The sequence below is a fragment of the Paenibacillus sp. 01T443 genome (genome assembly GCF_056398325.1).
On the sequence record NZ_JBFTPE010000001.1, the window covers coordinates 234,298 to 259,946 of the forward strand.

Consider the following 25,649-nt stretch of genomic DNA (forward strand, 5'->3'; position numbering starts at 1 on the left):
TTCCCCGATCCTCTCACAAACAGCACAGCTCCGTGCTTCCGAAATATAACGATAATTGCTTAGGCGTTTCTTGACATGACTTTAGGTTGTTTAATGGATCCTTGAAGCTTGGGCATACATCATAAGCCTTCATGAATAGTTGTTCGGCTTGCGCCAAGTTCATATGCACCGCTTGAATGCACCCTAGCGCATTATAGCCCATTGCCAGCCATTTGGGGAAGTCCGTCAATGCAATCAACAATTGAAAATGTCGCTGTGCCTCGCTCCAATTTTGGAGATGCATGTGGGTCATGCCCAAAAAAAGTCTTGCCAAATTGCATTCAGGCGATTGGATAATGACTGATTGAAATTGCATCGCCGCTTGCGGAAACATAAATAACTTATAATAGCCTTGTCCTTTAGATATGACTGATGCGAGCTCGTCTGGAATTTCTAAATCAGCTGTGTTGCAAGTTGCTGTTTCGCTAACAGGCAGATTTTGCTGAGCCGCTCCTGTGGAGACAGGCATCTGAGGTATTGCTGTCAGATCGCCTTGCTGCTCCTTAAACTCAGCAAATTTCTCCTCAAACACAAGCCATTGCTCAATAAATGTATCGCTGACCTTTTTCAGCTCATTCATCTGCTCGTCGTAATGCTGTTTTTCCTGGACATCTGCATCTTGATACTGCTCAATGATTTGATCAAGCATGTCGTTCATGGATGAAAACATATGCTGGAACATACCGCATCCCGCCTTCGCCAAAGAATTAAGGAGTGTTATGTTCATTTTTTGTTTTAACGAGGTTTTTCATACAACAACCCATTCGTTACATAATGCAGGGATTAACGTAACCGTTCGTCAAATTAAAGGATAGTCGAGTGAAGCTCCTCATTCAAGATCTGAAGGGGGCGATTATTCGCATCCAAAATGGTAACGATCGGTCTATGCTCCCTAGCCTCGTCATCCGTCATCATCGCATAAGAAATAATAATAACCTGATCGCCAGGCTGTACCTGCCGTGCTGCGGCTCCATTTAGGCAAATGACACCAGAGCCTCGCTCACCTGTAATCACGTAAGTTTCGAAACGTGCACCGTTATTGTTGTTAACAATCTGCACTTTTTCATTTTCCCATAGATTAGCTGCATCCATCAGATCTTCATCAATGGTAATGCTACCTACATAATTCAAGTTCGCTTCCGTTACGGTTGCCCGGTGCAGCTTGGATTTCATCATCGTTCTGAACATGCGCGTTCGCCTCCATTGCCTGTAAAATGCGATTGTCGATTAGCCTTGTTGTCCCGAACTTTACGGCTAATGCCAATATTAAAGGTTGATTCATTGCAGCAAGAGCTGCATTTGCTTCCGGTAACTGCAGCGACGGATACTGAAGCAGCTCAACATAGTCGATTACCGCTTCGCTCGCTTTAGAAATCTCTTCCTTTACCCTTGCGACAAGCAGCTCTGCCGTCATGTCATCCTCATTCATCCAAATGGCTGCCAGCTGCAAGCTTTTTGACAGAATAACTGCCTGCTCGCGCTGTTCGGCATTGAGATAGACGTTTCTGGAGCTGAGAGCAAGGCCGTCCGGCTCCCGAACGATCGGACAAGGAATGATTTGAACAGAAAAATTAAGATCATTGACCATTTGTTGGATAACGGCAACCTGCTGCGCGTCTTTCATGCCAAAGTAAGCTCGATTCGGAGCGACTAGATGAAACAGCTTGCTAACGACTGTGCCAACTCCGTCAAAATGGCCTGGACGCGAAGCTCCGCATAAACGATTCGTCACTTGATTAACGATGACGGTTGTAAGCGGTTTTTCGGGATACATTTCTTGTACCGAAGGAATAAATACGATCTCCGTTCCATTTTCTTCAGCAATCGCTATATCTCTTTCTTCATTTCTCGGATATCGATCCAGATCCTCATTGGGTCCGAATTGAAGCGGATTTACGAAAATGCTAAGAACGACTGCATCGTTCTCTGTATCCGCTTGACGCAGCAAGGAAGCATGCCCCTCATGCAGAAAACCCATCGTAGCCACAAACCCGATCGATTTGTTTTGTTCGCGCAAAGCGGATATTTGATTTTTCAGCTCAGCCTTCGTACGGCAAATGATCATGTCAGCCGGACTCCTTTCTTCGGCAAATCGTTCTTGTCGTTTACAGGGTCCTTCTGGCCTTCATTCGCACCGCCGTATAATGCTGGAATGACTGCGGGCTGGGCAGAGAACACATGTGCTTCCTCGGGAAATTGACCTGACTTTACCTCTTCCACGTAGGATTGGATCGCGTTTCTAATCGTCGTTCCAATATCAGCATAGGTTTTAACGAACTTTTTCTCGAAATAAGGTGAAGAGTATTGCAAAATATCATGATATACAAGCACTTGGCCGTCACAGCCTCTTCCCGCGCCAATACCGATTATCGGTATCGTGAGCATTTCGCTAATCATCGTTGCTAGCGGTTCAGTCACGAGCTCCAGAACGATACTGAAAGCTCCGGCTTCCTCTAGCGCTTTCGCGTCATTCATTAATCGCTCAGCATCCGCATCAAGCTTACCTTGAACTTTATATCCGCCGAGTTGATGCACGGATTGCGGCGTTAATCCGATATGTCCCATCACCGGAATACCGGCTTTGACAAGCGCCGAAACATCTGATGCAATATCAGCGCCGCCTTCAAGCTTCACCGCTTGGGCGCCGCCTTCTTGCATTATTTTAGCTGCATTCCGCAGCGTAGATTCACGTCCGATTCCGTAGGTCATAAAAGGCATATCGGCTACGATAAACGTTTGCTGGGCACCCCTGGCAACCGCTCTTGTATGATACACGATATCGTCAATTGTTACGGGTATTGTCGTATCATAGCCAAGCACGACATTCCCGAGCGAGTCTCCGACAAGAATAACATCGATTCCAGCTTCTTCAGCAAGCTTGGCTGAAGGATAATCGTAAGCTGTCAAAACGGAAATCGCATTGCGGTCCTGCTTCATCTTCTTTAGATTAGTAATCGTCAGTCGTTTCCTCATCAGCTTCATCCCCTGTTCAATGATAGGATAAACACAAAAAAACCTTTTAGCCGCTGCTAAAAAGGTCCCCAAACTGAAAAGGAAACGTTTGCTTGTTGTGCTTCCTTCTGTCTCGGTCCCTACGGCTCAGAGCAGAGTGTGCATTCCCAACCATTTACATATTTTTAATCATCATCAGTGCAGCTTCCTCAGAATACCGCCTGATAGTTCTAGTTTACCAAACTTTCCGCATTCCGTAAACGACATGAAATGCACTATAGCGGTTCACCCATTTCTGCGGAGAAAACAGGCTTGATCGTACCGTCTGCGAGCTCGATTCTTATCGCTCCGCTCTCGTCAAGACCGATCGGAACGCCAACAATATCTCCTTGCGGTGTAATTAGCCTCGCTGGCTTGCCTAAGGAAACGGATAAAGCCTCCCAAAGCGTTACAATTGGGCTAAACCCTTGCTCTTGGTAAAGAAAATAAAGCTGCTCCCATTCCTTCAAAAAATCTGCAATGACGGTTTCCCTTGTCCATTTCTTGCCGCTGCGAATGCGAAGCGAAGTTGCTTTCTCCAACAATTCGACCGGATAATCCGATTCCTCTAAATTCACGCTAATGCCGATTCCTGCTATAACATAACGCAGGCGTTCATCCTCTGCCGCAGATTCGAGCAGTATGCCGCTTATTTTTTTGCCTTCGATAAGTAGGTCGTTTGGCCATTTGATACCAATCGGCAGAGCGGTCACGCGCTTCAAGCTCCTGCATAAAGCAACGGCCGTAAGCAGCGTAAGCTGAGGAGCAAAATGTATGGGGACAGACGGACGAAGCACCATGCTCATCCATACGCCTTTGCCTCGCGGCGATACCCATCCGCGTCCCATTCGCCCGCGTCCGTTTACCTGCTGCTCCGCGAGGAAGAGCGTGCCTTCAACGGCGCCTTCTTCAGCAGCCGCCCGCGCTAAATTTTGCGTAGATTCTACCGTCTCAAACGAATGAACGGTTTTGCCAAATATCTTTGCTTCTAAACGATCAGCCAAGTCCTCCGTTGACAGATGTTCCGGCACGCTGATTAAACGGTAGCCAAGCCGCCTTGACGCCTCAAAATGATATCCCGCGCCTTCAAGTTTGCGAATTTGCTTCCAAATCGCGGTTCTGCTAACTCCAAGCTCTTGACTTATGCTCTCTCCCGATACATATTCACCGGGCTTATCCATAAACAATTGAAGCAAAGGCTCATGATTCATGAAAGGTGACCTCCTAAAAGTCTTGCGGAGCAAAACTAGCTTCGTAAGCATGTACATTGTTTTGCTCAGCAAAACTGACTTCGTAATTAATCCCAGAGCGATGCTTGTAGGAGCAAAGCATTTTTATCATTTTCAAGCTCGCCGGCAGCGACAAGGAGCAGCAATTTATTTAAATATTCGCTTACCCATGGTCCCGCCTGCTTCTGCATATGGCTTGTTAAATCCTTACCACTGACGCTAAGCTCCTTGAGCTTGGAGATGAACATTTGCTCAAGCCATTCATTTAACTGCCTTAGAAGCGAATCTGAGAAGCTTGGCGTCGATTCCGGAAGCACATGCATGATTGAAAGCCAATCAACCATAGCTTGTTTACCAAAACGAATCGCAAGGCTTAACCATTTGATGCGCAGCCTATGTTCATTTGCTTCATACCCGCTGTTTATCATTTCCCGATGAATTTCAACCATCGACAAAATTGATTTAGTTCGCGCATTCGACAATCGAAGCACCTGCAGTGCTTGCTGCGCCGCATCATATGATAATTGCAATCCAATCGCCAAAGCAGACCATCGCAAATCGACAGCCATCAGCTCATGCAGTCTCGCAAATAACGCTTTGGTCGTGTTTGACTGTTCTGCCTGCTTAAGCGCCGTCTCTGTTTCTTTGGCAAAAGGCTCTTTTAGATGCAGCAATAGGTCGCTTGCGACGAGAAAATGCAGGGCTCTCTGAGGAGAGCCGCCTGTTAGCATCTTATCAAGCTCAGCCTGTACCCGCTCCATTGCAATAAATTTGAGCAATGCCCGGTGCTGCTTAAGCGCTCTCCAGGTCCGAAACGCCGGATTAAGCTGATATACGCCGATAAACCGGACAGCCCGCAGCATTCGAAGCGCATCCTCCTGAAAACGCGCATTCGGATCACCAACGGAGCGCAGACTATTGCTCCGTAAATCCTCCATCCCGCCATAGGGATCAAGCAGCTCTCCGTCTGCGGCAAGCGCCATTGCATTCATCGTAAAATCCCGGCGCAGCAAGTCCCCTTCAAGGTCAGTTATGTAAAGCACGCTCTCTGGCTTGCGATGATCCTCATACGCTGATTCAAGCCTGAAAGTAGTCACTTCATAGCCAATGTCCTCATTGATTACCGTAATTGTTCCATGCTGCAAGCCCGTCGGAATGCAGTGCTCAAATAGTTCAAGCACCTGCTCCGGACGGGCTGAAGTTGCAATATCGACATCTTTTATTGGTAAGCCGAGAACTGTATCTCGCACGGCGCCGCCTACGAAGAAGGCTTCGAAATGATGATCTCGAAGCCGTTTAACGATGGGAAGCGCGGATAATATCAGGTCGGAAAATGCAAGCCGCATTTCAAACACCATCCTTGGCTGCATTCATATGCTGCTATTCGCTGCACACGGCTATAGGCAAATCTGCCTCAATGCCAAGTACCCGATAATAGATTTGCTCATATTGTGTAGTGATGACATCGTTACAAAATTCATTGCGCGCTCTAAAAATGCAGGCTTGCTTAAAGCGCTCATGAAGCTTCTCATCAAGCAAAAGCATCTCTGCATTTCTTGCCATATCCTCAACATCTCCGATTGTTGACAAGAATCCAGTCTCTCCGTGTGTAACAAGCTCAGGGATGCCCCCCGCGTTTGACCCGATTGTCGGAACGCCGCAGGCCATAGCCTCCAAGGCCACTAAACCAAAGCTCTCTTTCTCAGAAGGGAGCAACAGCACGTCTGCCATGGATATCACCTGCGCAACATCCTCCTGCTTGCCTAAGAAATGTACGCGGTCTTCAAGACCTAGCTGGCGAATTCTGCATTGAATTTTTGATAACTCAGGTCCTTCTCCCACCAAAAGCAGCTTTGCCGGAACATTCTCAGAAACGCGTGAAAATATATCGACAACATCGCCAACCCGCTTAACCGGGCGGAAATTCGAGATATGCATCAGTATTTTCTCATTCGGGGCAGCGTAATCCGAACGTAGGGAAACGACATCTCGCGGGTAATAAACTCGCTTGTCAACAAAATTGTAAGTCAAATCAATCGGTGTTGTTATATCCAACAGGTTCCTTGTTTCATTAATCAAGTCACTAGAAACGGCTGTTACCGCATCGCTTTGATGAATGGCAAGACGAATTAAATCTTTTAAGGATTCGTCCTGTGCAAGTACGGTAATATCAGTTCCATGCAGCGTTGTAACCGTCTTGAGACCATCGCCGTTCATCTGCTTGGCTAAAAATGCACAAACCGCGTGCGGCACGGCGTAATGAACATGCAGCAAATCAAGCTGCTGCATCTTGGCTACCTGGGCCATTTTGCTTGCCAAGGCCAAATCATAGGGAGGGTACCGGAACACGTAATAATCGTTAACCTCGACCTCATGGAAAAATATGTTTTTATTAAAATGTCCTAATCGAAACGGAATACTGTGCGTTATAAAATGAATTTCATGGCCGCGTTCTGCCAGAAGTTTGCCTAGCTCCGTAGCAACAACACCTGATCCTCCTAACGTAGGATAACAGGTTATGCCAATCTTTAATTTTCTCGCCACTGTTGTCGCACCTCCTGTGTTCGTCACGTATAACTATTGTATTACACATGAGCTGTACGAATTGTCAAAAATATTGTACGGCATGAGGGCGCTTCAATGCAAAGCCCTCTGCATATGCCCATCCTCTTGCTTGTCCAAGCAGCGAATCCCGCGCCTCGACCCGTTCTATGTATCGGTTTGTTAAAGGGGTTGCTACACGATCGGAACCCGCAGCAGCCGACTCGAATTGAGAACGATAGGCTAAAAGCGCATTTCGTTTCGTTTCATAAAAATCACTGACATCCACGATCAACGACTCATGCTCGGAATCATTAATATAATAATAAACAAGCTGAGTTACTTGCACGGGAGGCAGCTCGGGCATATACCGACGAAGCTTTGCATTGAAAACGGCTTCCTCAATCAAGCGGCTGCAAGCCACATGATCGGGATGACGATCCACCCAATATGGAGCAAAAACGATCCGCGGCTTGAAGTAACGAATTTCGGCAACTATACGTTCGATTTGTTCACGCGAAGGCTCTAAGCCGCGATCAGGCAAACCAAGATTCGTTCGTGCGCTAAGCCCGAGCACCTTGGAAGCGTTATCTGCCTCCTGTTTGCGAAGCTCTACCGTGCCGTTGGAAGACATTTCGGCCATCGTCAAATCGCACACGCCAACCTTATGCCCAGCTTGCACATGTTTCGCTATGGTCCCGCCCATTCCGATTTCAGCATCGTCGGCATGCGCGCCAAAGATTAAGATATCAAGTTCTACTGTCATTCGGCGATACCCGGCTTATATTTATGAACGAGCTCGCGCCAAGCAAAATCTCCGCGTTCAAGCGCTTTGACAAGCAGCTCAGCTGTCGCTACGTTGGTTGCAACGGGAATACCCTGCACATCGCAAAGCCGAAGCAAAGCAATGATGTCAGGCTCATGCGGCTGCGCCATAAGTGGATCACGCAAAAATATAATTAAATCCATTTCATTTTGCGCTACCAAGGCTCCAATTTGTTGATCCCCGCCAAGAGGGCCGGACATAAACCGATGGATTGATAGGCCAGTTTGTTCCATAATGCGAGTTCCCGTCGTTCCTGTCGAATATAATTTATGAGGAACAAATACCTTTTCATAGGCAATGACAAAATTGACAATTTCCTCTTTTTTTCGATCATGTGCGATAAATGCGATGTTTAACATGTCGTTCCCCTCTCCTGCTGTCGAATCGAGCTAATCCATAATATGTTCGAAGCCGTAAATTAATCCGCTATAAGTCATAACCTTCTTAACTGCCACATTTACGCCAGGCATATACCCCGCGCGGTCGTAAGAATCATGACGAATTTTGAGCGTTTGCCCGTGTCCGCCAAATACAACCTCCTGCTGCGCAAATACACCAGGCAGTCTTACACTATGTATACGAAAACCGTTATAATATCCGCCGCGCGCGCCTTCAATAACCTCTTCCTCCTGCGGATTGCCCTGACGCAGCTCCTGGCGAGCCTGTGAAATCAGTTCAGCCGTTTTGATCGAAGTTCCTGAAGGTGCATCCAGTTTCTGATCGCCATGATATTCAATAATTTCAACATGTGGCAAATATTTAGAGGCTTCAGCCGCGAATTTCATCATCAAAATTGCACCGATAGAGAAGTTAGGCGCGATTAAGCCGCCGATTCCTTTTTCCTGGCAAAGCTCGTCCAGCTCTTCGATTTGCTCAGGTGTGAACCCGGTTGTCCCCATAATAGGACGAACTCCAAATTCGATCGCGGTTTTAGTATGGCCGTATGCCATTTGCGGAATGGTAAAATCAACCAGTACATCCGCTTTCGAGCTGCTTAGCGCTTCTTCTAGCGTAGCACTAACTGTAACTCCGGTTTCCGGCTTTCCGGCAAATAAGCCTGCATCTATGGGACCCGCAGAAGGAGCGACGGCCGCCACCAATTGAAGCGACTCGTCCTCCAACACCATTTTCACAACCTCGCGGCCCATACGTCCGCTTGCTCCTGCTACTGCCACACGAATTTTTTGTGTTGACATCTCGTGATCACCTGTTCCTTTTTCTTTTTCTTGCATTTATTCGGATACGCAGCATGCGTCTCTTTCGGTTTACGTCAGCAAACAGCCTTCTCGCTGCTGAATGGCCTGGATCAAGCCGCATCGCTTCCCGTGCGTTTACAGCTGCTTTATCATAAAGATTCTGAGAAGCATACAACACGCCAAGCGTATAAAACGCGTCAAAGCTTAATGGATCGAGTAATACAGCCTGCTCGAGCAATTCCGCCGCTTCAACAAGCTTTGGAGGTACCTTCGCGAGAAGAAGATCCGCATCTGCGAGGAGCAGCTTCGCTTCAACCACTTGCAAATGATAAATATACTCCGTATGCTCAGGATCAAGCCTAAGTGCTGCCTCAGCATGCTGCTTGGCTTTCGCCCATTTGCCGCTCCTAGCGCATGATACGGCGCATGTATGGTAATAAAATGAATTTTCCGGTTCGGCCTCGATCGCCCGCTCGAACCAATATATCGCTTGTTCGAAATCACTATTCAAAATGAATTCATAACCCTTTTTGATGCAGCTCTCTCCATCCATCTGCCCATCCTCCTTGTACACAGGTTGATGGTACAGCATATGTTGGGAGCTTGTTTACAGTTCGGTTATTTTCTTCGTCCAACGATTTGCATCGCGAGTCGCGAACTTATGCATAACCTTATTATGCGCTTCGGTTAAATCGATATTGAGTGAATTAGCGAAGCAAGAAAGAATAAATAAAATATCGCCCAGCTCCATTTCAACGGAATTTTCCGCTTCATCGGCTTTTTTTGGTTTTTCTCCGTAAAAGTGGTTTACTTCGCGTGCAAGCTCGCCCACCTCTTCTGACATTCTGGCCATCAAAGCAAGGGGACTAAAGTAGCCTTCTTTAAATTGAGAAATGTAATCATCTACTTCTCGTTGAATATCTGATAACGTTTTTTCCGACATCGATGCATTTCCTTTCTGTCGATAGCTATACTTCCTTATGTTAACGTAAAGCCCTAATTAAAATCAATGTTTTTCGAATCCTGTATTTTAGCCATACTACACAGTGTTAAATGTTTTCGATTCTAAGTTGCCAATACGGATTTTTAGCTGTCTGGATTGGGACAATGGACAAGGGGTGTTGAGAAATGTCAAAACCATTACGGCAGATCCGCAGCATTATTCCCATTCTAATTGGCACCGCCATCTATGCTTTCGGTCTGCATTATTTTGTAATCCCGAACCAGTTGATGGAGGGCGGTGTAACAGGGATCGCTGTGCTCCTTAATTATGCTGCAGGATTCCCGCTTTCCATATCGACCTTGGTCTTGAATATCCCTTTGTTTTTTGTGGGCTGGAAGGCCCTTGGCCGTGATCAAATGCTCTATACGCTGGTTGGCATTGTCTCACTGTCTGGTTTTCTTGCCTTAATGGAGCAGATGATCGAACGCAAATGGCTCATCCCCTTCGGAGGCTCGCAGGATTATATGCTCGTCGCTCTTTATGCGGGCGTGTCTTTGGGAACCGGTCTTGGTATCGTGTTCCGCTTTGGAGGTACGACAGGCGGTGTCGATATTATCGCTAGAATCGTTTCTCGATCTAAGGGAATGAGCATGGGGCAAATCATACTGACACTCGATGCTTTGATTATCGGGGTTTCCTTGCTTTACATTCCAATCGAAAAGGTTCTATATACGCTAGTTACCGTATTTATTGCATCCAAAATCATTGACTTCATACAAGATGGCGCATATGCGGCTAAAGCCTTTTCCATCATAACGGAGCATGGAGCAGCGATATCCAAAGAAGTCACGGTCGAGCTTGACCGTGGCGTCACGCTCATTCCGGCGAAGGGTGCGTTCTCTGGACAGCAAAAAGAGGTCGTGTATTGCGTCGTTCAGCGGCAAGAAATTCGCCGTCTAAAATCGATCGTCCGCAATATTGACCCCCGTGCTTTTATCGTTATTAATGAAGTGCAAGATGTTCTAGGCGAAGGCTTTAAAGAGGAATAACACTTTTAGGGAAGTGGCTTAACACCAAATGGATTATTTTTATATTTTCTCCAGCCCGTGAAGGTGAGGATAGCTGAAATAAATGCTCCTAAAAAGAACGTCCAGCTTAATGGGTTCGAGATGGGCGTTGAAACCGCAGCTGTCGTTTCTTCTTCAGCTCGGCTCTGAGCGAACATCCGAATTAATGATTCTTTCATAGCAGACAATGAACGGTCAATCATAGCTTCATTCGTCTTATTTATGACACTCGCATCTAATAGACGATTTGTATAATTGATTCGCTCTTTCAGCTCGGCCTCCCGCATGCTGCCAAATTGTATGCTTATTGCAGTCGAAATACGGACGGCGTGAGTCTCTAGGCTCGTCATCGAAGCCCGAGCTGCAATTGCCCCGTCATCGGTTTGACGCTTCCAGGCTTTCTCTACACGCGATAAATCTTCCAGCATCACGCTCTCATACTGCAGCCACAATGCTTGATCCGGTCTAACAAGCGCATCAGAAGCTAATCTGATTCGCGATGCCTCCATCAACCAACTTGAATCAGTTACGCCTTTCATGAGCTTCTGCTCAATGAGTTCGGTATCCTTCTCAATCGCTGACCAGCCTTCCGTTTTACCTACGGAATGCCTAAGCTCACTCTCTAAAATACGCTTTAACTGCTGGATATCTTGAAAGCCAACCTGCCGGTTGTTCAAATAGGCGGCTTCATATAATGAGCTGACAATGACATCTAATCGTTCAAGCTGCTTATCACGACTTTGCGATAGCAGATCCGAATATGCATTTAATGATACTCCGCCGCCCCAAACTGAATTTGCGTATCCAACCGTCATGACGATACATAAGACGAATGGAATGATAAATCGTATCTTCATGGACATCCCCCCATAGATCACTCTATGAGGGGATGCAAAGCGTTATACCTTCTTTCTGAAGCGCCATACGAGCAGCGCAGCAATAAAGCTAATGAAGGATAAACCGTATGTAAAAGCACGTACAGCTGATAAATCATCATCCAATTCATCTGCAAGGTAAGGGAATACGCCAAACGTATAATCAACTGTATCATTGAGTAAAAGCCAGCCTGTAGCAACTGCCAAAGCGAAAACCCCTGCCTTCATAAAACGGAAAAATAACAGTGCCTCAAATGCCATTCCCAGGTGTGATGCAATAAGCATATAGTGCTGCCAATGCAGGTCTGCACCCTGCCAGGCTCCTGCTACGATCATCGAAACGGCCCAAATGCCATATTTAACCGAGCATACGACAGCCAAAGCCTCTATTAGATAACGTCCAATCCTTGCTAAGCCGTATTGACGTTGCGGCGGAAATAATAAATAGAGGAGAGCAATCGTAAAGAATAAGCTCGCCGTTGGCGAATCGGGAACAAAGACAATTTGCCATAAGGGGTGATCGTTCAAAGTAGCAGCCAATTGACCTTCATACCAAATATAACCGTATACGGTTCCGGCAAAGTTAACAAGGAATAGAATCCACAAAAATGATCGGCTAAGCAAAAATTCGCGGCTCCAAAAAAATGCAAGCATGTTGAACCACTTCTCCTTCAAACTATCATAATGTGCATGTTCGAAGAAAAACCTGACCGTGTGATACGATCAGGTTTTTCGTTAACGTTTTTATTCGGTTGCCGCCTTTTGTTTAGACAGCCATGTTGTTAGCTGGTCAATCTCTTCAGCGGACAATTGATCTTTGAATGCCGGCATGCCATTACGACCATTTGTAACGACTTCTACAAGCTGTTCCTTCGTCAATCTGTCACCAACGCCGACCAAGCCAGGAACAGATCCTTGACCTTTCAAGTCAGCAGCATGACAGCTGACGCATTGCGCTTGCTTAGCGATATCCATTGCCGGATCGTTCGCTTCTACAAGTGCGGCTTCAACAGCAGGTTTTGTGTAATTCGGGCGCTCTTCACCTGCTAAAGCAGCTTCACGCGCTTTCTCTTCACGTTCGTGATGTTCAGGTACTTGACCGTTAATTTCCAATTGATGCTGGTAGTGATCCCAAGAAACAACTGTCAAGTAAACGCAAGCAATAAGTGTCAGCCCCATCAATGATGATGCAATCGGGCGACGGTAGAAGCGGCGCTCCTTGCCTGTGTCCAAAAATGGTGCAAGCAGCAAAGCTCCGAACAAAATTGACGGTATACCGACTGTACCAAGCAAGATATAATCCTGCGATACATAAGGGTATTTCAAAAACTGATACAGGAACAAGAAATACCAGTCCGGCATTGGAATAAATGCCGCATTCGTTGGATCTGCCGGATAACCAAGCGGAGCCGGTTCAGCAATGACCCATACTAGAAAACCAACCAAAACCACACAGCCGACCATCCATTCCTTAAGCAGGAAGTTCGGAATAAACGCTTCCGATTTACCTGGGAAAGATGTATAGTCCGGCGGAATGCTCGAAATGTTGCTTTTCTTAACACGCGAGTCGCCTACATAGACAACTTTCTCGTTCGAATTATGACCATGCGCCATAAGTATGCCTCCCTTCGCTTAAAGTGGTCCCGAAATACCTTGTTTCCGAATCATGATAAAGTGCGCAGCCAACATAGCTATCAATGCGCCAGGTAAGAAGAATACATGGATCGCAAAGAAACGGGTTAGCGTTTGTGCGCCTACGATATCGCCCCCATATAGGAAAGAAGCGAGATATGGTCCGATTACCGGAACGGATTCAGCAATTTGGACACCAACTTTTGTTGCGTAGTAAGCTTTGTTATCCCAAGGCAGCAAGTAGCCTGTGAATCCTAGGCCTAACATAATGAAGAAGATCAGCATTCCGACAACCCAGTTCATTTCGCGCGGTGCCTTGTAAGAACCGGTAAAAAACACTCGAAGGGTATGTAGGAACATCATAACGATGACTAAGCTTGCCCCAAAATGGTGCATGCCTCGAACGATTTGCCCGAAAGCAACCTTATGCTGCAGATAATCAACGCTTGAGTAAGCGTTAATAATATCTGGTACATAATACATGGTCAAAAACATACCGGACAAAATTTGAATGACTGTGATGAAAAACGTCAAACCGCCGAAACAGTAAACGAATGCGGAAAAATGATGTGCCGGGTTAACGTGCTCAGGCACCTCATGGTCAGCTACATCTCTCCACAGTGGCGTAATGTCAAGACGTTCGTCAATCCAGTTGTATACACTTTTAAACATCTGCAATACGCCCTCCTTAGCTCGTTCTTGTATTCGGCATTACCGGACCCAAGTATACGAATCCGTTCTCAAGCTTCACTTCATACTCATCCAATGGATTTGGGGCAACCGTTAGGTTTTTCCCGTCTTTCGTATAGCGCGCGTCGTGACAAGGACAATCGTATTCGTTTTGACCTTTTGTGTTCCATCCGATCGTACAACCTAAATGCTTACATACTGGCGAAAGCGCAAAAATTTTGTTATTTGCATCCTTCGAAATCCAAGCCGCAAGCTCAGGGTCACTAACGTACCAACCATCGACCTGATGAATTTTAAATTTAAATTCTTGCGGTTCGTTCGTAATTTTGCTCTCTTCCACAACTTTTACGTAAGTGCCCTCGCCTTTTTTTACCAAGAGCGGGTCCACTGCGAAACGAACCATCGGCAATACCGCGCCGCCCATCATAAATGCTGTCGTGCCGCCGAGCGTATATGACAAAAATTGACGCCGGGACATTTCTTTGCGCTGAACCGGTCGATGCGCGGTCTCGTGTTGTTCATGGTTACTCATCTTCTGTTCTAACCCCCTTTGCCAACCATATCTCGCGTCTTGCCGCAGGGCAAAAACACATGACGAACTAGGACATAACTTATAATAGCCTAGGTGCTTGGGAGCGTCAAGAATATGGCTTCATATTTGCAAGCTTATCAAAATACCGTTCAATAATTTGTTATCATTTTGTCACATTTGACCTTCTCTGGCATTTGTTTTCCCCAAATTTTGATTATATTATACGACAAATTCAAGAAGTTCATGTAGCTTGACCGCTCCATAATGAACGAATGGCAGTCGAAACCTCTGCTTGCTGAGGAAGCTCCCCATCCTGTCCCGGTCCAAAAAACAAATCAACGGCGGAGGATTCAAGTCTTAACTCTTTATTTGCCGTTACTACAATAATATAACGAAACCCGCTGYTTTTCGCAGCTGAACACCATTCATTAAGATCCTTCATTAACTGGTCTCTATCGTTATGGTAATGCCAAGCTGGATAAGTGACCACTCTTCCTTTAAATGGAATTTCAATTAAGTCCATGATGTCTCTTAGCTGCTCCAGCCATTCAGTAGCCTCGTAAGGCTTAACAGAGTCAGCTATTCCCGTTACGGGCAGCAGGCAGGTATCTAAGAAAGGACTTAGCTCCTCCCATTGCTCTTTTGAAATTTCGCTAAACTTCATTGCTTCATTCTCACTCCTTAACATAGTAGCAAATCTACTTAAACCAATGCTTCTATGTTAACTCCATTTTCACAGAATGCCAAATCCAACTTTCAGAAAAAAAAGCCTTCCTGCTCATTATGTGAACCCAAAGGTCCGCATGAGTCAGGAAAGCTTCTTGCAGAGTATCGACTCGACTTCCTATTAACGATACTCCCTATTTTTTTAATGCGTTTAACTGTTTCGCGAGACGGTAAAACGTATCCTCGTCACCTGCGGCCAGTGCTTTGTCAATTGCCGTATAAATTTGGTTGGTTTGAAACTTCAATACTGCGTCATCAAGCACGAATTCTGCAGCCAAACCAAGCATCGCTTCATACGTTACTTTCATTTTGTCCATAGGATACACCTCCAAACCGGCGTTAAGAGATCCTATATTCTATTCCCTTTGTCACGTAGCTCTCCATCGTCTTTCTCATACGCTGTAGATCGTCATCTGTTAATTCTCTTACGACTTTGGCGGGTGAACCGATAGATAGAGTATAGGATGGTATTTTTTTGTTCTCTGTAACAATCGAACCGGCTCCTACTAAAGCATATTCACCAATGTCTGCGCCGTTAAGTACGATTGCCCCCATTCCAATTAATGTGCCTCTGCCTATCGTACAGCCGTGAATGATTGCGGCATGTCCAATAGACACCTCATCTGCTAAAATCAAAGGTTGGTTCACATTTACGTGACCGACAACTCCGTCTTGTATATTGCAGCTATGCCCGATTCGTATTGGTGCTAGATCTCCTCGCAGCACCGCATTGAACCACACCGTGCTTTTTTCCTTGATAGAAACATCGCCAATGATCTTTGCGCCGTCTGCTATGTATACTTCTTCTTGAATATTTGGCATTATCCCTTTATAAGGAATCAACATTTTTATCCACTCCCTCTGGTAGATCAAATATAGTAAGCTGAATTTTACCCTGAACTTTTACTCTAGCTTATATTTGATCATACACCAAGAGTTGAATAAAAAATCAATGCAGTCCAACAGTCTCTAAATCATCTAAGCTTATGCCCGATACGACGGATCTTCCAGCCTTCGTCATTCTTACGATGGCACCGTGCATCGGATGTTCTCCGAGTCGCAGCAGTCCTAAATGAACCATCATAGACATAATTCGCTGCTCTAGAATTGTGTTGGCGTCATCATAATAATAAGGCTTAATAAACGGCACGAGCACTTTTCTCAATGACTCCACCGTTACCCATTCCACCGCCAGCGCATTGATCCAATGAACGAGCGACAGCAAGTGCGTAATTGGCCCTTTATACAACTTAAGCCAAAACCGGTAGACTTGCTCTGCTTCTCCAGCAGGTTTGCCTAGCATGCGCTCCTCGCCTAATCCAGTGATGTTCAAAAGCGTCTGATTCTCATTTATGTATTTTGCGTAATAACAATAGTCGTAAATAAACGAGAATCGATTCGGATACTGGTTGAAATGCCTTCCATACCCAAAGCGCCAAGCCCCTTTTGCAGGCAGCTCTTCCTGAACGCCGAATTTGTCTAGCAGCTGCAGTGTGAATCTTTTGTACATGGAACCGTCAGCGGTGAGCTGCACTTCATTATGGTACAAGTAATGAAGCAAATGAGAAATATCGTCGTGAATTAACATTTGCTCATCACGATATACTGGCGGCTCTTCCGTATATCGCAAATCCGCAGCAAACCTTTTGGCAAGCGTATCTCGAAAACGTGCCTTTAAATCATTTGGTACCTGGAACAAGTACCTGCTCGGTCCGCTAAAGCCGTTAAACAACCAACCCTGATGCTTGAATTTTGCAATCATCTCCCGCGGACTTAGCGGTTTGACTTCTTCTGCTGCCTTTTTTTTCGTTTTTTTTGTTTTTTTCAGCGTTTCTGGCTCTGGCTGGATGACCTCTTCACCAAATCTGCTCTGCTGCACGCGTGCAAGCAAATCCTCCAGACTGAAGGAGTTCCTCGCTTCGAACAGCAAAGAGTTCAAGAATCTTAAGTCCTCCAATTTCATGCTGCTTATTTGAGCTTCAAAGACATCATTTCGACTTACGGTAGAGAGAATGGATTGAATCAAATCGTTTTTGGAATGTCCGTTGCACTCACATCTGTAAACGTCAGCAATTCTGCTAAGCTGTTGAATGTCTGCATAACCTAGCATATCCGATAAATTCATAACTCTCTCCTTTCTTCAGGAACCGTCACTTAATGCCTCATGTTCCATTTCGTAAGCGTTTTGTGTAATGGATAAGCTTCAGTTGATATCATTATGGGAAAGTATCTATTGTTTTATAACCTAGTTTACAAGGATTGCACAAAAAAAGAGTCCCGCCTTCATAAATGCAAAGGCAAGACTCGTTTGTAATGTTCTATTGGTTTAAATGAATCGTGCAATTATACAGCTGCGGATGCCACTCCTCGTCCCTGCGCTCCAAGATGGAATACGACAAGTTGGATAAGTACTGATCCTCTAACCCGGAACAAACTTCTGCTAATAGCTGCGCCAAAAAACTTCCATGGGACACGACAAGCAGATTCCGATCCGGATAAGCAAGCTTCCATTCATTAATGGCGCTTAATCCGCGAGCCCTTACTTCGTCATTCGATTCCACGCCTTCGGCTACGTCCCGCCATTCCGTTCCCCAGCGTTCATGCCGCTCCTGCTCCTTCGTTCCTTCAACCTCGCCAAAATACCTTTCTCTCAGGCGCGGGTCACTTTCAAGGAGAGGAATATTCAGCTTCTCGGCAATGATTTGCGCTGTGGCATATGCCCGCTTTAGGTCGCTCGAAATGACAGCATCCCAAATCCGCTCTTCATTGCTTAAACGGTCCGCTAAAGAAATGGCCTGCGCAATGCCAACCGCATTTAAAGGTATATCGGTCTGTCCTTGAATTTTTCCTTCTTCATTCCAATCTGTCTTCCCGTGACGCACTAATCCGATTAACAAGCAGTAGTCAGCTCCTCTTCAATATGAATACAACAAAAGCTCCCTAAGGAGCTTATTGAGTCTTAAAGTCAGTTTCGTGTTCTTGACAGCCAATTCAAAATTAACAGCGTCATGATCATACCCAGCAAGGATAACGCTACATAATATTGAGGGAACGCCGGCATGACCTTAAGAACGAAAGGATCGCTAATACTGGCAACCGGAACCTCTGCATAAAAGCCTGTGGTGACAAGCCCGTCGCCGGAAGCATTTGCCGTATCCATCAATCCGCTTATCTCGGCAATTTCAGCTTGAGACGAACCGCCATGATTATCAAATACAAAAACAAAAAACGCGCTTGCAAACATAGCCATGCAGGCTGCAACGATCAAGGCAATATTGCGGCGAAATGATTTGGAGAACTGATAGCTTTTGTGCGGAACAGGCATTAACCAGGATTCTTCCGCATAAATGCGATCCATGACATTACGATTTACATGCTCGATCGGTCCAAGGCTATCCTCTTCCTCCGATAGAAAGCGAATCATCACTTCGCTCTCTTCCCACAGTTGAAACTGCTCCGCACATGCTTTGCACTCAAGTAAATGAGAGTCAATCGCTATCCGATCCTCATCATGCTCAGATAAATCCCAATATTCGCCGAATTTGTCTTGCGCATCGTTGCAATTCATCTTGTATTCATCCCTTCATATTCTTCCATCAGCGGCGATTGTCCGAAATACGGCTCTAGCTGCGTTTTTACGCTTGCTCTAGCCCGGAAAAGCAGTGATTTGACAGAACTGACCGTTTGCCCCAAAATATTAGCAATTTCTTGATAGTCCAGCTGGTCATATTCCCGAAGAATAAGTGCTGATCGTTGTTTCTCTGGCAAATTATTAATCGCTTCACGTACCATGGCCATCCGTTCATTCCGCAGCACATGCTGCTCAGGCACAGCATCAAGCGCTGCAACCGGCTCAAATCCTGATTCATCAAGCGATACATGCGCAGACTTTTGCTTACGAAGCTCACTTAGCACTGTATTGCGCGCAATCGTATATAGCCATGTCGAAAAAGAAGCATCCAGTTCGCGAAACGAATGAAGGCTGCGGTATGCTTTATAAAATGATTCGGAGCACAGGTCCTCGGCTAGCAGCTCAAGCTTTGCGCTCTTCAGCATATGATAGATAAATGCCAATATTTTTCGTTGATAGCGCCGCATAAGCTCGGAGTACAGCTCGACATTGCCATCCTTTATCTCACGTATTAATTGGGAATCAGTCATGACAGGCGAACCTCCTCCACCTGCGGATTATTCCCGGACCGCTACATAATATTGTACCGACCCGAGAACGAAAAGTTGCGGTCTTTATCATAAATAATTCAATATATACGAGTATACATATAATTCGTGTTTCGCGGGCAAATTCCTGCCTCTTTCGACAAAAGGATAAAATACAATATTTTTACAGGTGAAAACAACAAATGCTTTAAGATGTATAATGAGAATCCGGCTTTTATATGCCTGTAAAAAATCCAACATCCCTGCAATAAGCTTCAACCAAGAAAAAGCAAACAAACGTAAACGGCTGTCGCCGTCTTCAGTGGCAAAAGCTATCGTTTCGCGGAGATATATAAGCACATTTATAAGTGAAAACTTATAAATTCTTATATATTAAAAAAACGAGTGATGAGTGCAGCAAATCCCCTAATGGTCTGCTGTCTCTTCATCACTCGTTTTACGTATCTTTTTCATTATTAGTTTCTTTCGAAACGGCATGGGGCTTCTTTCTTCCCTTAGCCAGCTGCTCAATAATTTGCTTTCCAGTCGGCGTCTGCGCGAGTCCTCCTCTTGCCGTCTCGCGGTGGGCATCAGGCATCGCGCTTCCCACTTCAAGCATAACCTGAATGACCTCATCCGAGGGAATAACGCTCCTTACGCCAGCAAGCGCCATATCGGCTGCTGCCAACGCATTCACCGCGCCGAAGCCGTTACGGACAATACATGGAATTTCCACCAAACCGCCTACCGGGTCGCAGATCAACCCCAGCGTATTCTTTAACGCCAATCCGACGGCGTGAATCGCCTGGGCAGGCGTGCCTTCCTTCAGCTCGACAAGCGCGCCTGCTGCCATTCCGATTGCAGAGCCGATTTCGGCTTGGCAGCCACCTTCCGCACCGGAAATAAAAGAATTGTTCGCAATCACATATCCGATTGCTCCGGCACAAAATAGTCCTTTGACCATGTGATCGTCATTCCAGCCAAAGCGCTCCTGGCTGCTGACGAATACGCCGGGAATGACGCCGCAGGAACCAGCGGTCGGCGTAGCCACGATACGTCCCATGGAAGCATTCACCTCGGAAACGGCAAGCGCGTAAGCCATCGCAAGTCCGGTAAACGGCTCGAGCGATGCATCCGGCTTTCGGGTATATTCAAATACCCGTTTCGCATCGCCGCCGGTAAGCCCGCTTCGGGATGTTTTCTCTGAAGATATTCCTTTCGTTACAGCCTCTTTCATGATGCCGTAATATTTTTTCATTTTGTCCCATTCCTGCTCTGCGGAACGACCGGATTCCTTAGCCTGATCCTCCAGCATAATACGATAAATCGGTTTCCCTTCATCTGCGCATACCAGTGCCAATTCCTTTAAAGAGCTGAATCGCAATGCGGTCCACCACCGTTCATATCGATATAATTGAGGCTTTTCACATGTGTCAGCTTTTTGATCTCGCTCAGCAGCTTCTTGGGAATCGCGCCATCCATCTCGATAACGGTCGCCGCCTGTCCCAGTCTGGCTCTGCGGTCAACATCCATATAACCGATATTGACGCCGGCATCGCTGAGCAGCCGCGTTAAGCTAGCAAGCACGCCGGTACGATCGACATGATAGACAATCAGAGCCGGGTAATTGGCCGTAAATTTAAGATCAAACCCGTTTACTTCGATCACTTCAATATTGCCTCCTCCAATCGAGCAGCCCGTCATCTGGCTCCGTCTGCTTCCAGAGCTTAGCTTAATCGTCAATGTGTTTGGATGAACGGCGGGCACGCTGCTTGTTTGAAAGTCTACCTTCATCCCTGATAGCTCTGCCAGCTCAAGCGATTCTGGAATCCGTTCATCATCCGTATCGAACGCAAGCAGCCCCGCAATCACGGCAAGATCCGTTCCGTGCCCGCTATAGGTAGCAGCCAGCGAGCCATAGAATACGATCTCAGCTCTCTTGGGCTCTTCGCCGAACAAGCCGCGGGCTACTCTGCCAAGCCGAACGGCACCAGCCGTATGCGAGCTGGACGGTCCGATCATGCCGGGTCCTATAATAGAAAACACATCTTTAAAGCGCATAACTCATTCAATACCTCCTAAGTCAGCCAGTCAGAGAGATGCAGCTTAACGAATTCATCGTCATTCAAATACGGATAATCCAGGTAAACCCTGTCTATCTCTTCCTTCTGACCTGCTGACAGCTCTTCATGCGGGTTCAAGCACCAGGTTCCCTTCAACAGGCCTTGTCTACGGAGAACCTCATGAATGCCGGGAATACAACCTGCAAAGCCGTGACCCGGATCAAAGAAAGCGGCATTGGAATCGGTCACCTCCACATTTCGTGTCAGCCATGTTGTAGATATGGTTTCTTGTTTTCTGATCCGTTTTATTTCTTCAAGCATTTGCACCGCTTTAAGGGTCCAAACTGCCCAATGCCCGAGAAGCCCGCCAACGATTCTTTTTTCAACCATTTTACCCTTTACCTTAAACCGATAAACGGTCAATAAATCATTTACAATATTATCGTCATTGCCTGTATACAGCGCAATTTGGTCACTGCGCTCGGAATAACAAACTGCCCGAACGACATCAATGGTCTGGTAACGGTTAAACGGGGCCATCTTAATCGCAATGACGCCTGTAATATCAGCAAATGCCCGCCAGAAGTCGAAGCTGAATGTTCTTCCTCCTACAGCTTTCTGCAAATAGAAGCCGATAACCGGAATAACCTCCGCTACTTTTGCGGTGCGGCTTAATATTTCTGCTTCAGACCAGTCCTGTAGCCCTCCCATGCTCAGCAGTCCCGCCTCATAACCGAGACCCGCCGCTATTTCTGCTTCACTCAGCGCTTGCGCCGTCGGTCCACATATCCCGGCAACCCGAATGAACGGGCGTTTTAGCTTACCTTCTTCAACCTCATCCGCCGCAAGACGAAGAACTTTCTCAAATAATTTGAATTTCGGATCACGGATCTCAAATTGTGTGGAATGCACGCCTACGGCAACGCCTCCCGCCCCTGAAGCCATATAATACCGGGTTAACGCACGCTGGTAGCGTTCGTCCAATCGGCGATTCTCATCAAGCGCTAGCGGATGAGCCGGAATGACAAGACCTTCATGCAGTGCAATTAACTGCTCGGGCGATAATCCCTTGGAATGGCTCATCATCAGAATTTCCCCTTTCTTTCTTGAAAATGCGTAGGCTTGTTCAACGTTGCACCGCCAGCCTCCACCCAACCAGCCGTCCAATCAATCATCTGTAGAAGCGTAACTCTCGGGTATCCGAAGCGTTGATGGCATTTCGTCGCGTTGTTAAGCAGCGCATTTTCTGCTTCCGCTCCTTCGAATATTGGCTCTACACCGAACCTTTTGCCAAACTCCTCTGCTGCCCAGCGTATCGACATCGTCTCCGGACCGGTGACGTTAAGAAAGTTGACCGGCGTTTCGCAAGCGAGGAGGGAACGTATCGCAACTTCGTTAGCATCCCCTTGCCAAATCACATTTGCATGCCCCATCGTCAGATTGATCGGCGAACCGCTTTGCACGGCTTTTGCGATTTCCAGCAATACGCCGTAACGCATATCGATGGCATAGTTGAGCCTATAAACCACCATGGGGATCTGATAGGTTTTAGAAAAATGCTCGAAAACACGTTCTCTGCCCAAGCAGGATTGGCCATATTCTCCGACCGGCGACGGCGCTGCCGCTTCGCTCGCACCGCCGTAACCAACCGGCGTGAAAGGATATACATTGCCCGAGGAAAACACGACGATGCGTGAGTTCCTGTATTTCTCTGCAACTCTTCCGGGAAGGTATGCATTCATTGCCCATGTAAAGGATTCATTGCCCGTTGTGCCGAACTTATTGCCGGCCATATAAATTACATTTTCAACATCGGGCAGTGCTTGAAGCCTATCATCGTCAAACAAATCGCACGCGATCGTCACTACGCCTTCCGCCTCCAGTTTTTTTTGCAGGCCCGCTTCAGAAAACCTCGATACACCGATTACTTTTTTGCTTACACCCGCCTGATTAATCGCGTTCATTAACAGCCTCGCCAAGCTCGGTCCCATCTTCCCGCCGACGCCAAGCAGCAAGATATCCCCTTTTATTTTCTTTATATCGCTGATAAGTGCTTCGGACGGTTCGGCCAGGTTGGCCTCGAGCTCTTCAATCGTTCTCATAAGTTCAAAAAACTCCCTTCAAGAATACATATGAAAATTATTTCAGCAGCTGTTCTGTCCCTGTTTCCGCAGATCGGTATACGGCTTCGAGAACAGCAATAACGTTTCGGGCATATTCCGGCGTACAGCTAGTATCTTGCTGGTTCAATATGGCTTGTAGTAAATCGGAATACTGCTGCTCAAACGGGTCCGTTTTGATCATTGTCTCCACCTTCTCGTAGCTGCTGCCCCTGCTGATCCAAAGGCCTTCTCCCGTTTCGAGCTTCAGCATGCCTCCAGTAAATATAATCTCCGTTTCATTCCGTGTAGCACCAATGTAACCTGATTGCACAATCACTGCGGGAACGCCGCCGTCGAGCTCCATGAAAATCATGCCGCTGCCTTCAACATTGCCCCTGCTTCCATAAAAGCTTGCGGAAGCATTCAGCCTGCGGACCGAACGATCGGTCAGCCACTGGATTTTATCAATGGAATGCGTGCCCAAATTAGCTAAAATGCCGCCGCCTGACATCTCTTTCTCAAGGAACCACTGCGGCCTCGTATCCCGAAAATAGTTTAAATGCCTGGTATCGTGAATCATGACCAGCTTCCCTAATTCCCCGCTTTGGATAATGCTCTTCGCTTGTCTATTTTCCGCGGTGTAATGCTGGGTATGTCCAACCAGAATACGAATGCCCGCAAGGCGCCCGGCTTCGATAATCCTATCGCATTCCAAAACCGACAGTGCCATCGGCTTCTCGAGCATTAAGTGGCAGCCATTTTCAGCCGCAAATACAGCCGATTCTTTGTGTAAATAATGAGGCAATGCAATAACAGCAATATCAGGCCTTTGCTGCAAAATCATCTCCCGGTAATCCTGATACGCTTGAATGCCATAGCTATCAGCAACTTCGGCTGCCCTCCCCAAGTGAATATCCGCAACCGCACATGCAGTTAAGCCCTTCGTGGCCCGGATTGCTTCGAAATGCTCACTCGCGATCGCACCCGCTCCCAGCACCGCTACCATTAACTCTTTTTTTTGCATGGACGCACAACCTTCTTCCCGCTAAGACTACAAAACAACGAATTGTCCCGATAAACGGCTTTCATTGGCTGCTTCCATAAACCGAATGATCTGCAGTGTCTCATCCATATCGATACCGGGTTTCCCTGTTAAAAACATGCTCATGATTTGCTCCAGCAAACTGGCATAATAGGATTTCGGATGACTGTAAACGTCGATATGGACAGTGCCGGCTTCCCTGTGGAGCAATGCGCCAAACTGATCGTTTCCCTGACGGTTGCCGCGTATCGTCCCAATAATCCCATTTCCCCATACGCCGCTAATCAAATCATGATCATCATTGGTTACTGCCAACACTTTTTCACAATTTTTTCCGAGCGTTCTAAAAAGCATTTCGGCCGTATGAACGCCGTACCAAAAAAGCCCCGGCTGCGTGGCTTGCAGCGCCATTGGACCGTAACAATCCATCCCGATAACATGACCCTTTTTATCCTCCATTAAAGCATTCGTCAAACCCTCCGCAAACCGCAGCGCCGAGCAGCTCATCAGCGGTACGCCGTTCAGCTTCGCCAGCTCCGCAATCGCGGCTGCATCGGCATAGGATACGGCCATCGGTTTATCAATAAAAACAGGTTTGCCATAGCCCGCAATGCGCCGAAACAGCTCCAGATGTGCCCGGCCGTCAACCGACAACAAAAGAATAGCATCACATGCTTCAGCAGCCTCTTCCGGGGAATCGACGATTTTAATGTCTGGCTGTCTGCGAATTTGCTCCGTGAAACCCTTAATGCGAGAATAACTCATTTCGAAATCATCCGAACCGCCCGGGAAAGCCGCCGTAACTTCACCGCCAAACACATGGAAATGATGGCTTTTATCATTAATAATCTGCGTAAAAACTAGTGCGTGGGTAGAATCGAGACCTATAATACCAATTTTTTTGTTGTTGTCCGCCATTAGCTGACCATCCTTTCGTCCGTCGATTTCAGGCTATACTCTCCCCTAATGACTAGACTACTTGCCTAAGCTTTAATGA

Annotated in this window: 31 protein-coding genes; 1 reads left to right on the forward strand and 30 read right to left on the reverse strand. The window is 46.7% G+C overall.

Annotation, left to right across the window (positions count from 1 at the left end; translation table 11 throughout):
- Positions 1-13: 13 nt before the first annotated feature.
- The 12 genes from AC1DLI_RS01035 to AC1DLI_RS01090 all read right to left on the reverse strand — a co-directional run bounded on the left by AC1DLI_RS01035 (position 14) and on the right by AC1DLI_RS01090 (position 9,765).
- Complete coding sequence (locus AC1DLI_RS01035) at positions 14-721, reverse strand: hypothetical protein (protein ID WP_477598917.1); 708 nt, start codon at positions 719-721, stop codon at positions 14-16.
- A 122-nt stretch (positions 722-843) separates the two neighbouring features.
- On the reverse strand, positions 844-1,227 hold the full coding sequence (panD, locus tag AC1DLI_RS01040) for an aspartate 1-decarboxylase (protein WP_477598918.1): 384 nt from the start codon (positions 1,225-1,227) through the stop codon (positions 844-846).
- Positions 1,154-2,104, reverse strand: a complete 951-nt coding sequence (panC, locus tag AC1DLI_RS01045; RefSeq protein ID WP_477598919.1) for a pantoate--beta-alanine ligase — start codon at positions 2,102-2,104, stop codon at positions 1,154-1,156. The genes panD and panC overlap by 74 nt, the downstream gene beginning before the upstream one ends.
- On the reverse strand, positions 2,101-3,012 hold the full coding sequence (gene panB / locus AC1DLI_RS01050) for a 3-methyl-2-oxobutanoate hydroxymethyltransferase (protein WP_477598920.1): 912 nt from the start codon (positions 3,010-3,012) through the stop codon (positions 2,101-2,103). The genes panC and panB overlap by 4 nt, the downstream gene beginning before the upstream one ends.
- Positions 3,013-3,266: 254 nt before the next feature.
- Positions 3,267-4,241 carry a biotin--[acetyl-CoA-carboxylase] ligase gene (locus AC1DLI_RS01055; RefSeq protein ID WP_477598921.1) on the reverse strand — a complete coding sequence of 325 codons (975 nt, stop codon included), beginning with the start codon at positions 4,239-4,241 and terminating at the stop codon, positions 3,267-3,269.
- Between the two features lie 86 nt (positions 4,242-4,327).
- Entirely contained in the window at positions 4,328-5,605 is a 1,278-nt protein-coding gene (locus AC1DLI_RS01060) for a CCA tRNA nucleotidyltransferase (protein ID WP_477598922.1), read from the reverse strand.
- A 34-nt stretch (positions 5,606-5,639) separates the two neighbouring features.
- Positions 5,640-6,803, reverse strand: a complete 1,164-nt coding sequence (gene bshA, locus AC1DLI_RS01065) for an N-acetyl-alpha-D-glucosaminyl L-malate synthase BshA (protein WP_477598923.1) — start codon at positions 6,801-6,803, stop codon at positions 5,640-5,642.
- 64 nt (positions 6,804-6,867) lie between these two features.
- Positions 6,868-7,566 (reverse strand): bacillithiol biosynthesis deacetylase BshB1, encoded by a 699-nt coding sequence (gene bshB1 / locus AC1DLI_RS01070; protein WP_477598924.1) that lies wholly within the window; start codon positions 7,564-7,566, stop codon positions 6,868-6,870.
- Positions 7,563-7,985: a methylglyoxal synthase gene (gene mgsA / locus AC1DLI_RS01075; protein WP_308996591.1), complete on the reverse strand. Its 423-nt coding sequence runs from the start codon at positions 7,983-7,985 to the stop codon at positions 7,563-7,565. The genes bshB1 and mgsA overlap by 4 nt, the downstream gene beginning before the upstream one ends.
- Positions 7,986-8,015: 30 nt before the next feature.
- Positions 8,016-8,822, reverse strand: a complete 807-nt coding sequence (gene dapB / locus AC1DLI_RS01080) for a 4-hydroxy-tetrahydrodipicolinate reductase (RefSeq protein ID WP_477598925.1) — start codon at positions 8,820-8,822, stop codon at positions 8,016-8,018.
- 7 nt (positions 8,823-8,829) lie between these two features.
- Positions 8,830-9,375, reverse strand: coding sequence for a tetratricopeptide repeat protein (locus tag AC1DLI_RS01085; RefSeq protein WP_477598926.1), 546 nt, complete (start codon positions 9,373-9,375; stop codon positions 8,830-8,832).
- Between the two features lie 54 nt (positions 9,376-9,429).
- Positions 9,430-9,765: a nucleotide pyrophosphohydrolase gene (locus AC1DLI_RS01090; protein WP_477598927.1), complete on the reverse strand. Its 336-nt coding sequence runs from the start codon at positions 9,763-9,765 to the stop codon at positions 9,430-9,432.
- Positions 9,766-9,950: 185 nt separating this feature from the next.
- On the opposite strand from AC1DLI_RS01090, the gene AC1DLI_RS01095 reads away from it, so the two are divergent.
- Positions 9,951-10,814 carry a YitT family protein gene (locus AC1DLI_RS01095; RefSeq protein ID WP_477598928.1) on the forward strand — a complete coding sequence of 288 codons (864 nt, stop codon included), beginning with the start codon at positions 9,951-9,953 and terminating at the stop codon, positions 10,812-10,814.
- Positions 10,815-10,819: 5 nt separating this feature from the next.
- Here AC1DLI_RS01095 and AC1DLI_RS01100 read toward each other — a convergent pair whose 3' ends face one another.
- From AC1DLI_RS01100 to AC1DLI_RS01185, 18 genes are all read right to left on the reverse strand, one after another.
- Entirely contained in the window at positions 10,820-11,689 is an 870-nt protein-coding gene (locus AC1DLI_RS01100) for a sporulation protein YpjB (RefSeq protein WP_477598929.1), read from the reverse strand.
- A 42-nt stretch (positions 11,690-11,731) separates the two neighbouring features.
- Positions 11,732-12,361: a DUF1405 domain-containing protein gene (locus AC1DLI_RS01105; RefSeq protein ID WP_477598930.1), complete on the reverse strand. Its 630-nt coding sequence runs from the start codon at positions 12,359-12,361 to the stop codon at positions 11,732-11,734.
- A gap of 90 nt (positions 12,362-12,451) precedes the next feature.
- Positions 12,452-13,321: a c-type cytochrome gene (locus AC1DLI_RS01110; protein ID WP_477598931.1), complete on the reverse strand. Its 870-nt coding sequence runs from the start codon at positions 13,319-13,321 to the stop codon at positions 12,452-12,454.
- Between the two features lie 18 nt (positions 13,322-13,339).
- On the reverse strand, positions 13,340-14,011 hold the full coding sequence (gene qcrB, locus AC1DLI_RS01115) for a menaquinol-cytochrome c reductase cytochrome b subunit (RefSeq protein WP_183561109.1): 672 nt from the start codon (positions 14,009-14,011) through the stop codon (positions 13,340-13,342).
- A 16-nt stretch (positions 14,012-14,027) separates the two neighbouring features.
- Positions 14,028-14,561, reverse strand: a complete 534-nt coding sequence (locus AC1DLI_RS01120) for a Rieske 2Fe-2S domain-containing protein (protein ID WP_477598932.1) — start codon at positions 14,559-14,561, stop codon at positions 14,028-14,030.
- 241 nt (positions 14,562-14,802) lie between these two features.
- Positions 14,803-15,225 (reverse strand): DUF2487 family protein, encoded by a 423-nt coding sequence (locus tag AC1DLI_RS01125; protein WP_477598933.1) that lies wholly within the window; start codon positions 15,223-15,225, stop codon positions 14,803-14,805.
- 196 nt (positions 15,226-15,421) lie between these two features.
- Complete coding sequence (locus AC1DLI_RS01130; RefSeq protein ID WP_054024511.1) at positions 15,422-15,604, reverse strand: IDEAL domain-containing protein; 183 nt, start codon at positions 15,602-15,604, stop codon at positions 15,422-15,424.
- 22 nt (positions 15,605-15,626) lie between these two features.
- A complete protein-coding gene (locus tag AC1DLI_RS01135; protein ID WP_308996601.1) occupies positions 15,627-16,133 on the reverse strand; it encodes a gamma carbonic anhydrase family protein in 507 nt (168 codons plus the stop codon).
- A gap of 103 nt (positions 16,134-16,236) precedes the next feature.
- On the reverse strand, positions 16,237-17,412 hold the full coding sequence (locus tag AC1DLI_RS01140) for a hypothetical protein (RefSeq protein WP_477598934.1): 1,176 nt from the start codon (positions 17,410-17,412) through the stop codon (positions 16,237-16,239).
- Positions 17,413-17,605: 193 nt separating this feature from the next.
- Positions 17,606-18,184, reverse strand: coding sequence for a histidine phosphatase family protein (locus AC1DLI_RS01145; RefSeq protein WP_477598935.1), 579 nt, complete (start codon positions 18,182-18,184; stop codon positions 17,606-17,608).
- Positions 18,185-18,252: 68 nt separating this feature from the next.
- A complete protein-coding gene (locus tag AC1DLI_RS01150; RefSeq protein ID WP_477598936.1) occupies positions 18,253-18,855 on the reverse strand; it encodes an anti-sigma factor family protein in 603 nt (200 codons plus the stop codon).
- On the reverse strand, positions 18,852-19,448 hold the full coding sequence (locus tag AC1DLI_RS01155; RefSeq protein ID WP_364148835.1) for an RNA polymerase sigma factor: 597 nt from the start codon (positions 19,446-19,448) through the stop codon (positions 18,852-18,854). The genes AC1DLI_RS01150 and AC1DLI_RS01155 overlap by 4 nt, the downstream gene beginning before the upstream one ends.
- Positions 19,449-19,902: 454 nt before the next feature.
- Positions 19,903-20,829, reverse strand: coding sequence for an L-serine ammonia-lyase, iron-sulfur-dependent, subunit alpha (gene sdaAA, locus AC1DLI_RS01160; RefSeq protein WP_477598937.1), 927 nt, complete (start codon positions 20,827-20,829; stop codon positions 19,903-19,905).
- On the reverse strand, positions 20,811-21,506 hold the full coding sequence (gene sdaAB / locus AC1DLI_RS01165; protein WP_477598938.1) for an L-serine ammonia-lyase, iron-sulfur-dependent subunit beta: 696 nt from the start codon (positions 21,504-21,506) through the stop codon (positions 20,811-20,813). Before sdaAB ends, sdaAA begins: the two co-directional genes overlap by 19 nt.
- A gap of 17 nt (positions 21,507-21,523) precedes the next feature.
- Positions 21,524-22,591 carry a dihydrodipicolinate synthase family protein gene (locus AC1DLI_RS01170; RefSeq protein WP_477599350.1) on the reverse strand — a complete coding sequence of 356 codons (1,068 nt, stop codon included), beginning with the start codon at positions 22,589-22,591 and terminating at the stop codon, positions 21,524-21,526.
- A gap of 2 nt (positions 22,592-22,593) precedes the next feature.
- The gene (locus AC1DLI_RS01175; protein ID WP_477598939.1) at positions 22,594-23,610 is read right to left on the reverse strand and encodes an NAD-dependent epimerase/dehydratase family protein; all 1,017 of its coding nucleotides are present in this window, start codon (positions 23,608-23,610) and stop codon (positions 22,594-22,596) included.
- 37 nt (positions 23,611-23,647) lie between these two features.
- On the reverse strand, positions 23,648-24,634 hold the full coding sequence (locus AC1DLI_RS01180; RefSeq protein WP_477598940.1) for a Gfo/Idh/MocA family protein: 987 nt from the start codon (positions 24,632-24,634) through the stop codon (positions 23,648-23,650).
- Positions 24,635-24,661: 27 nt separating this feature from the next.
- Positions 24,662-25,570, reverse strand: a complete 909-nt coding sequence (locus AC1DLI_RS01185) for a Gfo/Idh/MocA family oxidoreductase (protein ID WP_477598941.1) — start codon at positions 25,568-25,570, stop codon at positions 24,662-24,664.
- Positions 25,571-25,649 lie beyond the last annotated feature (79 nt).